At 66.0% G+C, this 15,964-nt stretch carries 13 protein-coding genes; 1 reads left to right on the top strand and 12 read right to left on the bottom strand.

Features of this window, described 5'->3' with window-relative positions:
• Nucleotides 1-74: 74 nt before the first annotated feature.
• The 4 genes from infB to rimP form a co-directional block, all read right to left on the bottom strand.
• On the bottom strand, nt 75-2,783 hold the full coding sequence (gene infB / locus ACTEK7_RS12985) for a translation initiation factor IF-2 (protein ID WP_225148329.1): 2,709 nt from the start codon (nt 2,781-2,783) through the stop codon (nt 75-77).
• Nucleotides 2,784-2,853: 70 nt separating this feature from the next.
• Nucleotides 2,854-3,537, bottom strand: a complete 684-nt coding sequence (locus ACTEK7_RS12980) for an RNA-binding protein (protein WP_025032907.1) — start codon at nt 3,535-3,537, stop codon at nt 2,854-2,856.
• A gap of 23 nt (nt 3,538-3,560) precedes the next feature.
• A complete protein-coding gene (nusA, locus tag ACTEK7_RS12975; RefSeq protein ID WP_036008974.1) occupies nt 3,561-5,171 on the bottom strand; it encodes a transcription termination factor NusA in 1,611 nt (536 codons plus the stop codon).
• Nucleotides 5,172-5,173: 2 nt separating this feature from the next.
• The gene (gene rimP / locus ACTEK7_RS12970; protein ID WP_225113789.1) at nt 5,174-5,929 is read right to left on the bottom strand and encodes a ribosome maturation factor RimP; all 756 of its coding nucleotides are present in this window, start codon (nt 5,927-5,929) and stop codon (nt 5,174-5,176) included.
• A 370-nt stretch (nt 5,930-6,299) separates the two neighbouring features.
• On the opposite strand from rimP, the gene ACTEK7_RS12965 reads away from it, so the two are divergent.
• A complete protein-coding gene (locus ACTEK7_RS12965) occupies nt 6,300-7,382 on the top strand; it encodes a DUF2336 domain-containing protein (RefSeq protein ID WP_225148328.1) in 1,083 nt (360 codons plus the stop codon).
• Between the two features lie 125 nt (nt 7,383-7,507).
• Here the strand turns inward: ACTEK7_RS12965 and trmB are convergent, their stop codons facing one another.
• The 8 genes from trmB to miaB form a co-directional block, all read right to left on the bottom strand.
• Entirely contained in the window at nt 7,508-8,221 is a 714-nt protein-coding gene (trmB, locus tag ACTEK7_RS12960; RefSeq protein WP_225148327.1) for a tRNA (guanosine(46)-N7)-methyltransferase TrmB, read from the bottom strand.
• Nucleotides 8,218-9,375, bottom strand: a complete 1,158-nt coding sequence (locus ACTEK7_RS12955; protein WP_225148326.1) for a M20 family metallopeptidase — start codon at nt 9,373-9,375, stop codon at nt 8,218-8,220. The genes trmB and ACTEK7_RS12955 overlap by 4 nt, the downstream gene beginning before the upstream one ends.
• A gap of 85 nt (nt 9,376-9,460) precedes the next feature.
• On the bottom strand, nt 9,461-9,874 hold the full coding sequence (locus ACTEK7_RS12950) for a helix-turn-helix domain-containing protein (RefSeq protein WP_018319423.1): 414 nt from the start codon (nt 9,872-9,874) through the stop codon (nt 9,461-9,463).
• Between the two features lie 219 nt (nt 9,875-10,093).
• Nucleotides 10,094-11,707: an apolipoprotein N-acyltransferase gene (lnt, locus tag ACTEK7_RS12945; RefSeq protein ID WP_225148325.1), complete on the bottom strand. Its 1,614-nt coding sequence runs from the start codon at nt 11,705-11,707 to the stop codon at nt 10,094-10,096.
• The gene (locus ACTEK7_RS12940) at nt 11,704-12,822 is read right to left on the bottom strand and encodes a hemolysin family protein (protein WP_225113784.1); all 1,119 of its coding nucleotides are present in this window, start codon (nt 12,820-12,822) and stop codon (nt 11,704-11,706) included. Before ACTEK7_RS12940 ends, lnt begins: the two co-directional genes overlap by 4 nt.
• A gap of 1 nt (nt 12,823) precedes the next feature.
• A complete protein-coding gene (gene ybeY, locus ACTEK7_RS12935; protein ID WP_225142384.1) occupies nt 12,824-13,333 on the bottom strand; it encodes an rRNA maturation RNase YbeY in 510 nt (169 codons plus the stop codon).
• Between the two features lie 59 nt (nt 13,334-13,392).
• The gene (locus tag ACTEK7_RS12930) at nt 13,393-14,388 is read right to left on the bottom strand and encodes a PhoH family protein (RefSeq protein ID WP_036008958.1); all 996 of its coding nucleotides are present in this window, start codon (nt 14,386-14,388) and stop codon (nt 13,393-13,395) included.
• Between the two features lie 64 nt (nt 14,389-14,452).
• Nucleotides 14,453-15,847, bottom strand: a complete 1,395-nt coding sequence (gene miaB, locus ACTEK7_RS12925) for a tRNA (N6-isopentenyl adenosine(37)-C2)-methylthiotransferase MiaB (RefSeq protein ID WP_225148324.1) — start codon at nt 15,845-15,847, stop codon at nt 14,453-14,455.
• Nucleotides 15,848-15,964: the final 117 nt, after the last annotated feature.

The raw sequence follows: 15,964 nt of genomic DNA, 5'->3' as shown, positions 1-15,964 counted from the left end.
GCCGGAAAAATCCGGCCATCGCACTCCCGCAATCTCAGTTCAAAAAGATCCGAACGCTTCGGTAAGACTTGGACTTACAGGGAGCGCTGGATCGTCTCCACGCGATAACACTCGATCACGTCACCGGCACGCATGTCGTGGTAGTTCTCGAAGGCCATGCCGCATTCCTGGCCGGATTGGACTTCCTTCACTTCGTCCTTGAAGCGCTTCAGCGTCGACAGCTTGCCTTCGTGCACGACGACGTTGTCGCGGATCAGGCGCACATTGGCGCCGCGCTCCACGGTGCCGTCGGTGACGCGGCAGCCGGCGACCTTGCCGACCTTGGAGATGTTGAAGATCTCCAGGATCTCGGCATTGCCCAGCATGGTTTCGCGCAAGGTCGGCGCGAGCAGACCGCTCATCGCCTTCTTCACGTCGTCCACGAGGTCGTAGATGATGTTGTAGTAGCGGATCTCGATGCCGTTGCGCTTGGCGGCCGCAGCGGCCTCCTTGTTGGCGCGAACCGAGAAGCCGATGATCGCGGCGTTGAAGCCTTCGGCCAGCGTCACGTCGGATTCCGAGATGCCGCCGACGCCGGCATGCAGGATGCGGGCGGCGACCTCGTCGGTGCCGAGCTTCTCCAGCGAGCCGAGGATGGCTTCCAGCGAGCCCTGCACGTCGGCCTTGACGATCAGCGGGAATTCCTTGCGGCCCGCCGTCTTCAATTGCGACATCATCTGCTCGAGCGAGCCGCGCATGCCGGAGATCGAGGCTGCCGCGTTCTCGCGCTTCTGGTGCGCGCGGTAGCTGGTGACCTGGCGGGCGCGGGCTTCGTTCTCGACCACCGCGAGACGATCGCCGGCCTCGGGCGGGCCGTTGAAGCCGAGCACCTCGACCGGCACCGAGGGGCCGGCCTCCTGCACGGTCTCGCCCTGATCGGAGATCAGCGCGCGGACGCGGCCCATTTCGGCACCGGCGACGATGATGTCGCCGACGCGAAGCGTGCCGCGCTGCACCAGCACGGTCGCGACCGGACCGCGGCCGCGATCGAGCTTGGCCTCGATCACGGTGCCTTCGGCGGGACGCTCCGAATTGGTCTTCAGGTCGAGGATTTCAGCCTGCAGCGCGATCATCTCGAGCAGCTTGTCGAGATTGGTCTTGTTCTTGGCGGACACCTCGACGTCGACGACTTCGCCGCCGAAAGATTCCACCTGCACCTCGTGCTGGAGCAGCTCGGTGCGCACGCGCTCGGGCTTGGCATCGGGCTTGTCGATCTTGTTGATGGCAACGATGATCGGCACGCCTGCCGCCTTGGCGTGGTTAATGGCTTCGACTGTCTGCGGCATCACGCCGTCGTCGGCCGCGACCACCAGCACGACGATGTCGGTGACCTTGGCGCCGCGGGCGCGCATCGCGGTGAACGCTGCGTGGCCGGGCGTGTCGATGAAGGTGATCTTCTTGCCGGTTTCAGGCGATGTCACCTGATAGGCGCCGATGTGCTGGGTGATGCCGCCGGCTTCGCCGGAGACCACGTTGGCGTGACGGAGCGCGTCGAGCAGCGAGGTCTTGCCGTGGTCGACGTGACCCATGACGGTCACCACGGGCGAACGGGTCTCGGTGTCGGTCGAATCGTCGGTCGCGTCGAACAGACCTTCTTCAACGTCGGAGGCGGCAACGCGCTTGACGGTGTGGCCGAGCTCTTCGGCAATCAGCTGCGCGGTGTCGGCGTCGATCACGTCGGTGATCTTGTGCATCGCGCCCTGCTTCATCAGCATGCGGATGACGTCGACCGCGCGCTCGGACATGCGGTTGGCGAGTTCCTGGATGGTGATCGCTTCCGGAATGACCACTTCGCGGATGAGCTTTTCCTTGGGCTCGTTCGAGGCGTGGCCCTTCAGGCGCTGGGTGCGGCGGCGGAACGAGGCGATCGAGCGCTCGCGCACCTCATCGGCATTGAGCGCGGTGACGACGGTCAGGCGGCCGCGCTCCTTCTGCGGGCCGGGCTTGTGGGTGGGCTTGGGGGCTACCACGGGACGCGCGGCGCCGCCGGGACCGCGGCGGATCTGGCGCGGCGCCTCGTCGTCGTCAGCTTCGGCCGCAACGGCGGGGCCGCGGCCAGCCGGTCCACCCGGACGCTGCGCGGTCGTGGTTGCAGGACGCGCCGTCGTGGTTCCCGGACGCGCTGTGGTGGTGGTTCCAGGCCGGGACGCAGGCGCACCGGGGCGCGGTGCGGAAGCGGCGGGTGTTGCGGTCGCGGGGCGCGCGGCGGATGCCGGCTGCTCACCCTCGCCGAAACGCTTCTTGGCCTCGGTCTCGGCCTTGCGCTTGGCTTCGTCCTCGTGGCGATGCCGCTCTTCCTCGGCCTTGCGGCGGGATTCGGCGGCTTCGCGCTCGGCGCGCTCGGCAGCCTCACGGGCGGCGCGGCGCTGGGCCTCTTCCTCGGCCTGGCGGCGTTCCTCGACCTCGCGCAGCTTGGCATCGGCCAGCGCACTGGCACGGGCCGAACGCTCATCCTCGGTGAGGGTGCGAAGCACCACGCCGGAACCGGCGTTGCGCGGCGGGGGCGGAGCCGGACGCGGCGGCGCGGCGGGTGCGGCCGGCGCCGGCTTTGCCGTCACCTCGGGCGCGTGCGGCTCCGGTCCATCGCCAATGCGGCGCTTGCCGCGCTTCTCGACCACGACCTGCTTGCTGCGGCCATGGCTGAAGCTCTGGCGCACGGTGCCCGTTTCGACGCGCGGCTTGAGCGATAGCGTCTTGCTCGGAACGCTCAGCTTCTTGTCGCCAGGGGTCTTGGTATCAACCATTCAGCAGTCCTAATCCTGATTTATCAGTGTTGTGCGTTGCCGCACCATCCAATCGGGTCGTCGTTGTCTCTCAGAAATCCTGGCCGGGTTTTTCGGCAGTCTTGTCGTCGTCCGCCATCCGGTATCGGACCAGGATCTGGCTACGTGACAGGAATGACTTGCTCGCCGGGCCCGCGAGCAGGGCAGCATGTATCACATTTGACCGGGTCAGTGCCAAATCCAATTCTACCGATTTCAGAGCGGTGACGACGGGAATCTGCGCCTTAGCACCGCGATTCCCGGCATTCTGACGCGCCAGCATGTCCAATTTGCGGATTCCGTCCGCGGCCCCGTCGCTGGCATGGATCAGGACCTCGACCGTTCCTTCCCGAAGGGCGCTCTCGACCTTGCCGAAACCGGCCACGACCTGGCCCGCCTTGGCGGCGATCCCAAGGGCTTCGGTCACGCTCCGGACCAGGAGCGCCTCGATGTCGGTGGGAAGCGTCTGAGGGATGCGCAGCTCGCGCTTGAAGGCCTTGCTAAATTGGTGACGCCGCACCGCTTCCGCAACCGTCTTGCGGGAGGCGGTGAGCCACATCCCGCGTCCGGGCAGCTTGCGCTTGAGATCGGGAACTATTTGTCCGTCAGGCGATGCAACGAAGCGGATCAGCTCGTCGATCGGCCGGACCTCGCGGCTGACCGCGCACATGCGCATGGTCGCGGACCTTTCGGTCCGCGGCCCATGGTCAAGTTCGAGGTCGGAATCTGCAAGCATCCGGGCGACATTCTCCTTTGCCCTTAAGCCGGTTGATCTTCGGTCGCCTCGGCCTCCTCGGTGGGCTTGGCGAGATCGGCCTCGGTGATCCAGCCGGCCTTGACGCGGGCCTGCATGATCATCGCTTCGGCGTCGTCACGGGAGATGTCGATGCCATCCAGCGCACCGGCGTGCTTGGTCGGCTCGCTGCCTTCCTTGCGCTCGGTCCAGCCGACCAGATCGTCGGTGGCGCAGCCGGCGAGGTCCTCGACGCTCTTGATGTCGTTCTCGCCGAGCTTCACCAGCATCTTCGAGGTCACGCCGGGCACGTCCTTGAGCGCGTCCTCGACGCCGAGCTCCTTGCGCCTCGCCTCGAGCTCGGCTTCCTGCTGCTCCAGATATTCGCGGGCGCGGTTCTGCAGCTCCTGCGCGGTCTCCTCGTCGAAGCCCTCGATGCCGGCGAGCTCCTTGACGTCCACCATCGCGAGCTCCTCGACCGAGGTGAAGCCCTCGGACGCCAGCAGCTGGCCGACCACTTCGTCGACGTTGAGCGATTCCATGAAGACCCGGGTCGAGTTCTCGAAGTCGGCCTGGCGGCGCTCCGATTCCTCCTGCTCGGTCAGGATGTCGATATCCCAGCCGGTGAGCTGCGAGGCCAGGCGCACGTTCTGGCCGCGGCGGCCGATCGCGAGCGAGAGCTGGTTGTTGGTGTCGGGCACCACGACCTCGATGCGCTCGCGGTCCTCGTCGATCACGACCTTGGAGACTTCCGCCGGCGCCAGCGCGTTGACCACGAAGGTCGCGATGTCGGGCGACCATGGAATGATATCGATCTTCTCGCCCTGCAGCTCGTTGACCACGGCCTGCACGCGCGAGCCGCGCATGCCGACGCAGGCGCCGACCGGATCGACTGAGGAATCGCGGGAAATCACGCCGATTTTCGCGCGCGAGCCCGGATCGCGGGCCACCGCCTTGATCTCGACGATGCCATCATAGATCTCCGGCACTTCCTGCGCGAACAGCTTCGCCATGAACTGGGGATGGGTGCGGGAGAGGAAGATCTGCGGGCCTCTCGTCTCGCGGCGGACGTCGAAGATGTAGGCACGAACGCGGTCGCCGTTGCGGAATACTTCGCGCGGCAGCATCTCGTCGCGGCGGATGATGGCTTCGCCGCGGCCGAGATCGACGATCACGCTGCCATATTCGACGCGCTTGACGACGCCGTTGACGATGTCGCCGATGCGGTCCTTGAATTCCTGGTACTGCCGGTCGCGCTCGGCCTCGCGCACCTTCTGCACGATGACCTGCTTGGCCGATTGCGCGGCGATGCGGCCATATTCCAGCGGCGGCAGGGTGTCGGCGATGGTGTCGCCGACCTGGGCGCCGGGATTGGCGCGCTGCGCGTCCACCAGCGAGATCTGGTTGGAGTGATTCTCGACCTTGTCGACCACCAGCATGTGGCGCGACAGCCGCAGCTCGCCCTTCTTCGGGTCGATCTCGGCATGAACGTCAGTCTCGCTGCCGTAACGGGCGCGCGCCGCCTTGGCGATGGCGTCCTCCATCGCCGCGATGACGATGCCGCGGTCGATCGACTTTTCGCGTGCGACGGCGTCGGCGATCTGAAGCAATTCGAGTCGGTTGGCGCTGACTGCCATGGCTAGTCTCCTTGGTCAGGCTCGATCTCGCCGCGCCGCGCGCGTTCGGCGGCAAGGCGATGTTTCTTCGTGTTGGTCGGGGCCGGCTTCTTCTTCGGCTTGGTGTTCTTGGTGATCTTCGCACTGATCTCCGCGTGCGGTGCAGCCGGCGGCTCCAGTCCGAGATCCCTGCGCATCTTGCGCTCCTCGGCCTTGCCGCGGCGCATGGATTCGGCGATCAGCTCGTCGGTCAGCACCAGCCGGGCCTCGCCGATATCCTCCATGGTCAGGAGAACGTCGGCATCGTCGCCAGCCTTGGCATCGTCGCGATGCAGATGCACGCGGTCGCCCTCGACCGCGCCAAGCGTGCCGCGGAAGCGCTTGCGCCCCTCATGCGCGACCGCCATCTCGATCTTCACCAGGTGCCCGGAATAGCGCTCGAAATCGGAGCGGCGCACCAGCGGGCGGTCGATTCCCGGCGAGGAGATCTCGAGCCGATAGGCGCGGTCGATGGGATCGGCGACGTCAAGCACGGGCGACAGGGCCCGCGAGATCGCCTCGCAATCCTCGATCTGCATCGAGCCGTCCGGCCGCTCGGCCATGATCTGCACGGTGCAGCCGGCTTCGCCGGAAATGCGGATCCGGACCAGGCGGTAGCCCATGCCCTGCAGCACGGGACCTGCCACCGCGGACACCCGTGCCGCGACGCCGGGCTCGACCACGAGCCGCGGCTCGGCCAGCAATTCGGCATCCGTGGAACCAGGGTTCGGTTCGGTCATGTCCAGGGTCAGAGCGCTCGTTGGTTAAGGCTTGGGTTAAGGCTTGGTTACGATTTCAAAGCCCGCTTCGGAACTTTCCCGACGACGCGTCGGGCGCATCTCCCGCCGAGCCGCGTTCAGGTAATAAAAAAGAGCGGGTCCTTGCGGGCCCACTCTCACTACGCGGATCGTATGAGAAGATGAATTGGCGCTGATATAGCGCTTTCCGCTTCTCCGGACAAGGCCCATTGCAGCGGGAACGGGGCCTTTTTGCGCCCGTCCGCGGGCCCTGCGCAACGCTTCCTTCATCAAGCAGGCCTAGATTTCCCGATTGTGGGGCGGCTTGGACCTAGGGCGCACCCGCGGCGTGCCCCGTTCGAGTTGCGTTTTCATGACTGTTGCCACGTCGCTCATTCCTGGACTGGACGATATCGTCAAGCGCGGCGACCCGAGGCGTCGTGGCGAGATCGCGCGCGCCATTTCCCAGCTGTTCTTCCAGGACGCGGAAAAGCTCCGCCCTGAACTGATCGATCTCTTCGACAATCTCCTGATCGATCTCGTCCCGCATGCCGAGCTGGTCTCGCGCGCCGATCTGGCCGAGCGTTTCTCGCGCCTGAACAACGCGCCGCCGCACCTCGTCAATCAGCTCGCGCGCGAAAACGAGATCGCGGTCGCCGGCCCCGTGCTGCGCCGCTCGCCAGTGCTCGACGACGCGGCTCTGGTCGAGATCGCGCGCTTGAAGGGCCAGGGTCATCTTCTGGCGATGACTGAGCGTCCAGCTTTGTCTCCCGCCGTCACCGACGTGCTGGTCGAGCGCGGCGATCGCGACGTGGTGCGCCGTGCCGCCGCCAATGCCGGTGCGGTGTTCTCGCCGGGCAGCTATTCCGAGATGATCAAGCGCGCGGCGCAGGACGGCGTGCTGACGCTGAAGATCGGCCAGCGCAACGACCTTTCCGGCGAGCACCTGAAGCAGCTGCTCGATGGCACGCTCGACGTCATCCGCCGCCGCCTCTCCACCGTGGTCAATCCCGCGCGCCAGGTCGAGATCAAGCGCGCGATGGCGGCGATCGAGGAGGCCGCGCTGCCGCCGGGTCCGCGCCGCGATTTCTCCGCGGCACAGCGCACGGTGCTGACCTTGAATCGCGAAGGCCATCTCGGCGAGAGCGCGCTGCTCGGTTTCGCCAAGGCGCACAAATACGAGGAATCGGTCGCCGCGCTGTCGGCGATGTCGGGCGTTCGCCTCCAGGTCCTCGACCGCCTGATCGCAGGCGACCGCTACGATCCGCTGCTGATCCTCGGTCGGGTGCTGAACCTCGGCTGGCCCACGGTACGCGCGCTTATCCTGCTCTGGTACGGCTCGAACCGCACGCCGGCCGACGCCGACATCGAGGCCGCCCGCATCAACTTCACGCGCCTGATGCCGACGACCGCCGAACGCGTCGTGAATTTCTGGCGCAACCGGCAGACGATCTAGCGTCCCCCTCCGTCATTGCGAGCGAAGCGAAGCAATCCAGAACTCGTTCCGCGAAAACGCTCTGGATTGCTTCGTCGCCAGCGCAAATTGCCTTGCAATTTGTCGCGGGCTCCTCGCAATGACGGCTAACCCACCCGCCTGAACCGCAGATAAGCCGCCTTGCGTCCCTCGCGCGCGGCCTTTCGGCCGTAGCGCGTCATGGTGTAGCCCGGCCATGGAAGCCGGAAATCGTCGGCGCGTTCGGCCAGCCAGACGAAGTCCTGCGAGCGCGCAAGATGCGACAGTGTCCAGGCGCAGTAATCGTCGATGTCGCAGACGAAGCGGAATTCGCCGCCTCGCTTGAGCACGCGCGCCATCGCGGCAATGGTGCGGTCCTGGACGAAGCGCCGCTTCCAGTGTCGCCGCTTCGGCCAGGGATCGGGATGGATCAGGTCGATCCGCGACAGCGACTCCTTGGGAAGCCAAGCCAAGAGCTCGGCGGCATCGCCCGCGAACAGGCGGATGTTGCCGATGTTGGCCGCCTCGATCTGCGCGAGGATCTTGGCCATGCCGTTGACATAGGGCTCACAGCCGATGAAGCCGGTGGTGGGGAAGTTCTGTGCCTCGGCCGCGAGATGCTCGCCGCCGCCGAAGCCGATCTCGAGCCTGACGTCGTCGGCTGTGGGATCGAAGATGTCGCGGGCGTCCGCCGGCGCCTCACCGTCGATATCGAGGGCAAGATGCGGCAGCAGCTGCTCGATCAAGCCGGCCTGGTGTTGCCTCAGCTTGTGGCCCTTGCGGCGCCCGAAGAAGGCGCGCTCGCTGTCGTCGCGGTCGGGGCTTGATTTACGTTCGCTCATCGCAGCGTCTGATAAAGCCGATGGAGCAGCCGCGCGCGTGGGGCCAGCGAGGAGACATAGAGCTGCTCATAATGGGTGTGTGCACCCTTGCCGTCGACGCCGAGCCCGTCGAGCGTTGCGGTGAAGGGAGCGGTGAAATTGCCGTCCGAGCCGCCGCCGGTGTGGGTGTCGATCAGCTCGAAGCCGATCTCGCCGGCGAGCGTCCTGGCATGCTCGTACAGCGCGGCACCTGCATTGCTCTTCTCGTAAGGCGGCCGGTTGAGCTCGCCGGTGACCGTGACGGTGACGCCATCGGTCTTCGAGGTCAAAGAGAGAATCTTGCCGACGAACTCGTCCGCGTCCTTGAGGCTCACGACGCGCAGATCGACTTCCGCATAGGCCTCCTCGGGCGTGACGTTGGGGCGCGTGCCGCCGCGCACCACGCCGACATTGACGGTCACGCCGCGCGCAACATCGTTCATTCCTTCCAGCGCCAGGATGACGTTGCCGAGTTCGCGGACGGCGCTGCGGCCGTCTTCGGGCCGCGAGCCAGCATGCGCGGGCACGCCCTTGATGAATACCCGGAAGCGTCCGACGCCCTTGCGCCCGGTGACGATCTTGCCGCCGTCGCGCGCCGGCTCGGTCACCAGCACGTATTTGGCCTTGCGCCCTTCCTGCTCGATCAGCGCACGCGAGGTCGGGCTGCCGATCTCCTCGTCGGAGGTGAACAGATGCGTGATGCCGAGCGGCGAGCGATCGCCCGTCGCGCAAAGCGCGCGGAAGGCGTGGTGGGCGATGTAGGCGCCGCCTTTCATGTCGTAGATGCCCGGACCGAACGCGACGTCGCCTTCGACCTTGAACGGCAGGCGCTCGATGAAGCCGATGGGATGGACGGTATCGAGATGGCTCAGCACCAGGATGCCCGGCTGATCCTGCCCCCAATTCGTGCGCGCCACGAGATGATCGCCGCAGCCGTCCGTGCCGGCGATGCGCTCGAGCGTGACGGGCAGGTCGCCGTATTGCTCCGCGACCACGGAGACCAGCTTGTTGACCTGTTCAGGTGCTTCCGTCGGCGTCTCGATCTCCACCCAGCGGCGGATGCCATCGAGAATAGTTTGTGAATCGAACCAATTGGAGCCGGTCATGGACGCATCTGTGCCTTTGAATCGCATCATCGAAGCGGACGCGCATCAAAGCGCGGTCGTAAATGACGACATAGGCCAGATTTGATGCAGTCTCAAATCGCGGGGGACATGAGCTTCAACGCTTGTCCGGACCTTCGCGGGCCGCAATCTGCTCGACGAGATCGACGATCGAGCGGCGCATCTTCGAATCAGTGATTCGCGTGAACGCCTTGGTCAAAGCGAGCCCTTCGGAGGTGGCGAGAAAGTCCGAGACGTAAGAGGGCGAGGCGCCTTCGCTGAAGCCATCCGGACCCGGCACGCCGCTCGGGCCGCCCTCGAACAGGAAGGACACCGGCACCTGCAGAATCTCCGCGATCTGCTGGATGCGGCTTGCGCCGACCCGGTTGGTGCCCTTCTCGTACTTCTGAATCTGCTGGAAAGTCAGGCCCAAAGCTTCACCGAGCTTCTCCTGGCTCATGCCCAACATGATGCGGCGCATGCGCACGCGACTGCCGACATATTTGTCAACAGGGTTGGGCGCTTTCGACATTTCCTCAGCCCTCCAAACACCACCTTCGGCGCAATGATCAAGCATGCCTCGGGTGCAGCACCGTCAAAATCAAACCCTGTTATTGGGAAACATTGCGGAGAAATTTAGCAATGCACCGCCATCTTTCGCAGCCGGTGCAGAATGGGGAGCCCGCGTGCAGTCTGTCAACCGTGGGACTACGGTTGTCAAAGGATTCCGGCCGCTGCGGCGGCGGTGCGATCAGGGCTGGCGTTTGCCTATTCGTCGGCGGACCGCCAGCAGCACGGCCACCGCGACGAGCATGATTGCGGGCACATCACCCACCCGTGCATAAACGGTCGGTGGGATCGCGGCCGGCAGGTTTGCGTCCAAAATGCCTTCGAGGCCGAGACCGAGGCTCGCGACGGTGCGGCCGACCGGATCGATCACTGCGGAGATGCCGGTATTGGCCGAGCGGACCAGCGGCAATCCGAGCTCGATCGCGCGCATCCGCGACTGCTCCAGGTGCTGGTAGGGACCGGTCGAGATGCCGAACCAGCCGTCATTGGTCAGGTTCACGATCCAGCCCGGACGTTCGTTGCGTACAGCCACTTCGTCGGGAAAGATCGCCTCGTAGCAGATCAGCGGCAACACGGGCGGCGCGCCGGCAACGGGGAGCGCATGCCGCACGGTGCCTGGAATGAAGCCGCCACGCACACGCGTCAGTTGCTCGAAACCGAGCTTCTCCATCAACGACTGGTACGGAAGAAATTCTCCGAACGGTACCAGATGCAGCTTGTCGTACACGGCGAGCACGCTGCCGTCGTGATCGATCACGTAGATCGAGTTGTAAGCGCGCGTGATCGGCGTGCCCCGCGGCACATCGGGCGCGCGGACCGATCCCGTGATCAGCACCGTGCCCTTCGGCAACAGATCGGCTATTTGCGCCATCGCGTCGGCTTCGCGGGTCAGGAAGAACGGAAAGGCGGATTCCGGCCAGATCAGGATGGTGGCATCGCGCACGCCGGTCGATTGCGGGCCGGAGGCGCGGTCCGACAGCGCAAGGTACTTCTTCATCACCTCCGGCTTGGCGGCATAGTTGAATTTCTCGTCCTGCTGCAGGTTGGGCTGCATCAGGCGCAGCTTGGCGCCGGATACGATCGTGGTCGGATGCAGCGACAGGCGGATTGCGCCAAAGATGCTCATGACGAGCAGGAGCGCGACGGCCGCGGCCGGCACCCGCCATTGCAGGCGCCGATCCGGCGTGCGGTCGATCAGCGTCGCCGGGCTCGCGAAGATCGCAATCGTCAGGAACGTCACGCCCCACAGGCCGATCAGCGAGGCCGTCTGCGCCAGCGGCAATGGCTCGGACAGCGCATAGCCGAACGTGTTCCAGGGAAAGCCGGTCAGCGCATGGCCGCGCAGCCATTCGCTGATGGTGAGGCTCGCTGCGAGCGCCAGCACGCGCGTGGCGTTCTTGCTCCAGAGCAGGCGCGCCAGCGCAAAGCCGATCGCCGTGAAGATCGAGAGATAGGCCGGCAGGCCTAGCACCGCGAACGGCGTCAGCCAGGCGAATGTGTCGGCTTCGACGAAGAAGGCGTAGCCGATCCAGTAGAGGCCGGGCACGAAATAGCCGAGCCCGAACCAATAGCCGGTCAGGGCGGCGGCGGGCACGCCGCCATAGCGGCCGGCCCCGGCGCCGTCGATCAGCCAGACCAGCACCGGGAAGGTGACGAACAGCACCGGAAAGAGGTTGAACGGCGCCAGCGCCAGCACCGACAGCGCTCCGGCCGCCATGGCGACGACTGCGCGCTGCCATCCCCAGGTGAGGATGATGGCGAGCGCAATTTGCCGAAGGCGCTGCGATGGGCTCACTGCGAGGCGGCCCCGTCGCGCGGCGGCGATGTCGGCGTGTCGCTGGCCGGCGCTTGTCCGCTCTCCGGCGTGGCTTCACGCCGCCGGCTCTCGCGCTGGGTGCGGGGCGCCGGGCGTTCCTTCCGCGTCGCGATGCGCAGCCGCTTGACGCGGCGCGGATCGGCATCGAGCACCTCGACCTCGTAATTGCCGGGGCCCGAGATCACCTCGCCGCGCACCGGCAGGCGCCCGACGAAGCTGACGAGATAGCCGCCCAGCGTCTCCACCTCCTCGCCTGCCTCGCCGGTGACGAAATCCTCGCCGATCACCGAGCGGACGTCGTCGAGGCTGGCGCGGGCGTCGGCGATGAAGGCGTTGTCGGGCAGGCGCACGATCGAGGGCGGCTCGTCGCTATCGTGCTCGTCGTCGATCTCACCGACGATCTGCTCGACGATGTCCTCGATCGAGACCAGCCCGTCGCTGCCGCCATATTCGTCGACCACCAGCGCCAGATGGATGCGCGAGGCCTGCATCTGCGCGAGCAGGTCGATCGCCCGCATCGACGGCGGCACGTAGAGTAGCTTGCGGATGATGTGCGCCTCGTGAAGCGGGAGCGCGAGATCGACCGCGCGCAAATCGAGCCCGGCCGGCAGCGGCTTCTTGCGCTTGGTCTTGGTGGCTTCCGACACGCGGGCGCGCGCGGTCATGAAGGCGAGCAAATCGCGGATGTGGACGATGCCGACGGGATCGTCGAGCGTCTCGTTGAAGACGACGAGGCGCGAATGGCCGGCGCTCTCGAAGCGGTCCATCAATTCCCCGAGCGGGATGTCGCGCTTCACCGCGACGATGTCGGCGCGATGCACCATGACGTCGGCGATGCGGCGCTCGTGCAGGCCGAGGATGTTGCGCAGCATGGTGCGCTCGACCGCGGAGAAGCCGGTGTCGTCGGGCGTCGAGGCGTCGAGCACGACCTGGAGGTCGTCGCGCACCGACCCCGCCTTCCAGCCGAACAGTGTGCGGATGGCGCGCAGCAGCCAGCTTTCGGCACTCGGGCGCAGCACCTCGCCCGGCGTCACCACAACCGGCAAATTGGCCGTGGTGCGGGGATTGTCGTGGGTAGGCTCGGAATCCGGCATCTCAGTGCGTCCCCGGGCGGTCGGCATAGGGATCGGGAATGCCGAGATGGGCGAGGATTTCGGTTTCGAGCGCTTCCATCTCCTCGGCGTCGTCGTCGTTCTCGTGGTCGTAGCCGATCAGGTGCAGGAAGCCGTGCACGGCGAGGTGGCTCAGATGATGGTCGAACGGCTTGTGCTCCTCGTCCGCCTCGCGCCGCATGGTCTCATAGGCGATCGCGATATCGCCGAGCATGCGCGGGGCATCGCCCGGCTTCCACGCGCCCTCCGGCTGCAGCGCCGGGAACGACAGCACGTTGGTCGGCTTGTCGATGCCGCGCCAGTTGCTGTTGAGCGTGCGGATGCCGGCATCATCGGTCAGCATCACGGCCACTTCGGCGTCGGCAACGTCCTCGTCGACGCTCTCGGCGGCCGCCGCCAGTGCGCGCTGGATCACGGCTTCAGAATCGGGCTCGCGCTGCCAGCAATCGGCGACGACGAGGACCTCGGTCATGGGAAGGTTGGAATGGGACATTGTGTTGTCTCGGACGAAGGGTGCCGTGCTCGCGCCCTGTTTGGTCCGGTGCTGCCTCGTCAGGATTGACCGGTGGCCGGCCGCTGCGGCGGCCCTTCATAGGCGGCGACGATCCGCGCCACGAGCTCGTGGCGGATCACGTCCTCGGCCTTGAAATGAACCTGGGCGATGCCCTCGACGCCGCTCAGGAGGCGGGTCGCCTCGGCCAGGCCCGAGGTCTGGCCGTTCGGGAGGTCGATCTGCGAGGGATCGCCCGTCACGATCATGCGGCTGTTCTCGCCGAGACGCGTCAGGAACATCTTCATCTGCATCGACGTGGTGTTCTGGGCCTCGTCCAGGATGATGGCGGCGTTGGTCAGCGTGCGGCCGCGCATGAAGGCGAGCGGCGCGATCTCGATCTCGCCGGTCTGCAGCGCGCGCTCGACGATGCGCGCATCCATGAGGTCGTAGAGCGCATCGTAGATCGGCCGCAGATAAGGATCGACCTTCTCGCGGAGATCGCCGGGCAGAAAGCCGAGCCGCTCGCCGGCTTCCACCGCCGGGCGCGACAGGATGATCTTGTCGACCTCCTTGCGCTCGAACAGCTGCGCGGCATGCGCGACGGCGAGCCAGGTCTTGCCGGTGCCGGCGGGGCCGATGCCGAACACCAGTTCGTGCCGCTTCAGCGCGCGGATGTAGGAATCCTGCGCCGCCGTGCGTGCCCGCACCGGACGCTTGCGCAAGTTGATGCTGTCGAAGGTCGATTTGGCCGATTTGGCGTCGAACTCGAACAGCGAGCCCTGCGCGATCACGGCGCGGATCGCGCCCTCGACCTCGCCCTGGTCGAGATCGTGCCCCTTCGCGGCCTGCGCGTAGAGCATCTCCAGCACGCGGCGCGCAGCGTCGCAGCCGTCGCGGGTGCCGCCGATCGTGATGTGGTTGCCCTTGGAATCGACGATGACGCCGAGCCGCCGCTCGATCTGCGCCAGGTGCTGGCCGTAGGGGCCGACCAGGGCGGATGCGGCGCGGTTGTCGTCGAAGTCGATGACGACCTGGGTCTCGGGCGGAACTTGCATGTCGCGGTCAAATTTGCGGCTGGGAGCGAACGAAGACGAATCCGATGCGCTTTTGGGCAAGGGTTCAGGCTCCACTGGCTTGCGATAAAGCGGGCTCGCGCGCCTTGCGCGGCGTCACGAGCTCGCCGAGAAAACTGTAGCGCTCGAGGCTGTCGATTCTGACAGGCAGGATCTGTCCAATGATGTCGGGCGCGGCCATTACGTGGGCGGGCTGGAGGTAGGCGGTGCGGCCCACGATCTGGCCCGGCTTGCGCGCCGGACGCTCGAACAGCACGTCGACCGTTGAGCCAATCGCGGCCTTGTTGAAGGCCGATTGCTGGCTGTCGATCAGTTCCTGGAGCCGCTCCAATCGCTGGTCCATCTCGGCGGGGGACACCGTCTCCTGCATATCCGCGGCCGGCGTTCCCGGCCGGGCGGAGTATTTGAACGAATAGGCCGCAGCGTAGCCGATTTGCGTGACAAGCGCGAGGGTGGCGAGAAAATCTTGCTCGCTCTCGCCGGGGAAGCCGACGATGAAATCCGATGAAAAAGCAATGTCTTGGCGTGCGGTACGAAAACGGTCGATGACCCGCCGGTAATCATCGGCGGTATGTTTGCGGTTCATGGCCGCCAAAATGCGGTCCGAGCCCGACTGCACCGGCAGGTGCACGAACGGCATCAGGGCACCGAGATCGCGATGGGCCGCGATCAGGCTGTCATCGACGTCGCGGGGGTGGCTGGTCGAATAGCGCAGCCGCGCGATGCCGGGAATCGCCGCCAGATGTTCGAGCAGCCGGCCGAGCGGCCAGGTTTGTCCGTCCGGCCCCTCGCCGTGATAGGCGTTGACGTTCTGCCCGATCAGCGTGAGCTCGCGCACGCCGTTGTCAGCGAGCCGCTTCACGTCCTCGACGATCTTCGCCACGGGGCGCGAGACTTCGGCGCCGCGCGTGTAAGGCACGACGCAGAAGGTGCAGAACTTGTCGCAGCCTTCCTGTACCGTGACGAAAGCGGAAATGCCGCGCGCGCGGATCGCGTCCGGCTTGGGCTGGGCCAGGAAGCCGAACTTGTCGGCGGCGGGAAATTCGGTCTCGATCGCGCGGCCTTCGCCCTCTGCGCGCTTCAACAGCTCCGGCAGATGATGATAGCTCTGCGGTCCCACCACGACGTCGACGACAGGCGCGCGCCGCACGATCTCCTCGCCCTCGGCCTGCGCCACGCAGCCCGCCACCGCGATCTGCATCGCGCGGCCTGCACGCGCGGCCTCGTCCTTGGCGACGCGTAGCCGGCCGAGCTCGGAATAGACCTTCTCCGAGGCCTTCTCGCGGATATGGCAGGTGTTGAGGATGACGAGGTCGGCATCCTCCGCGCTCGCCGTCTCCACGAATCCTTCCGGGGCCAGCGTGTCCACCATGCGCTGGGCATCGTAGACGTTCATCTGGCAGCCATATGATTTGATGTGCAGCTTGCGCGGCGGCGTCATGGAACCCGAAATGGAGCTGGAGGACGGCCCTCAGATATAGGCTGGAGGGCCGAAAATCCAGCGAATGGAGCCATTTCCGCTTGTCATTCCGGGGCGCGACGCAGTTGCGAACCCGGA

The sequence above is a fragment of the Bradyrhizobium sp. JHI2711 genome (assembly GCF_056156565.1).
This window is presented reverse-complemented; position numbering and strand designations above follow the sequence as displayed.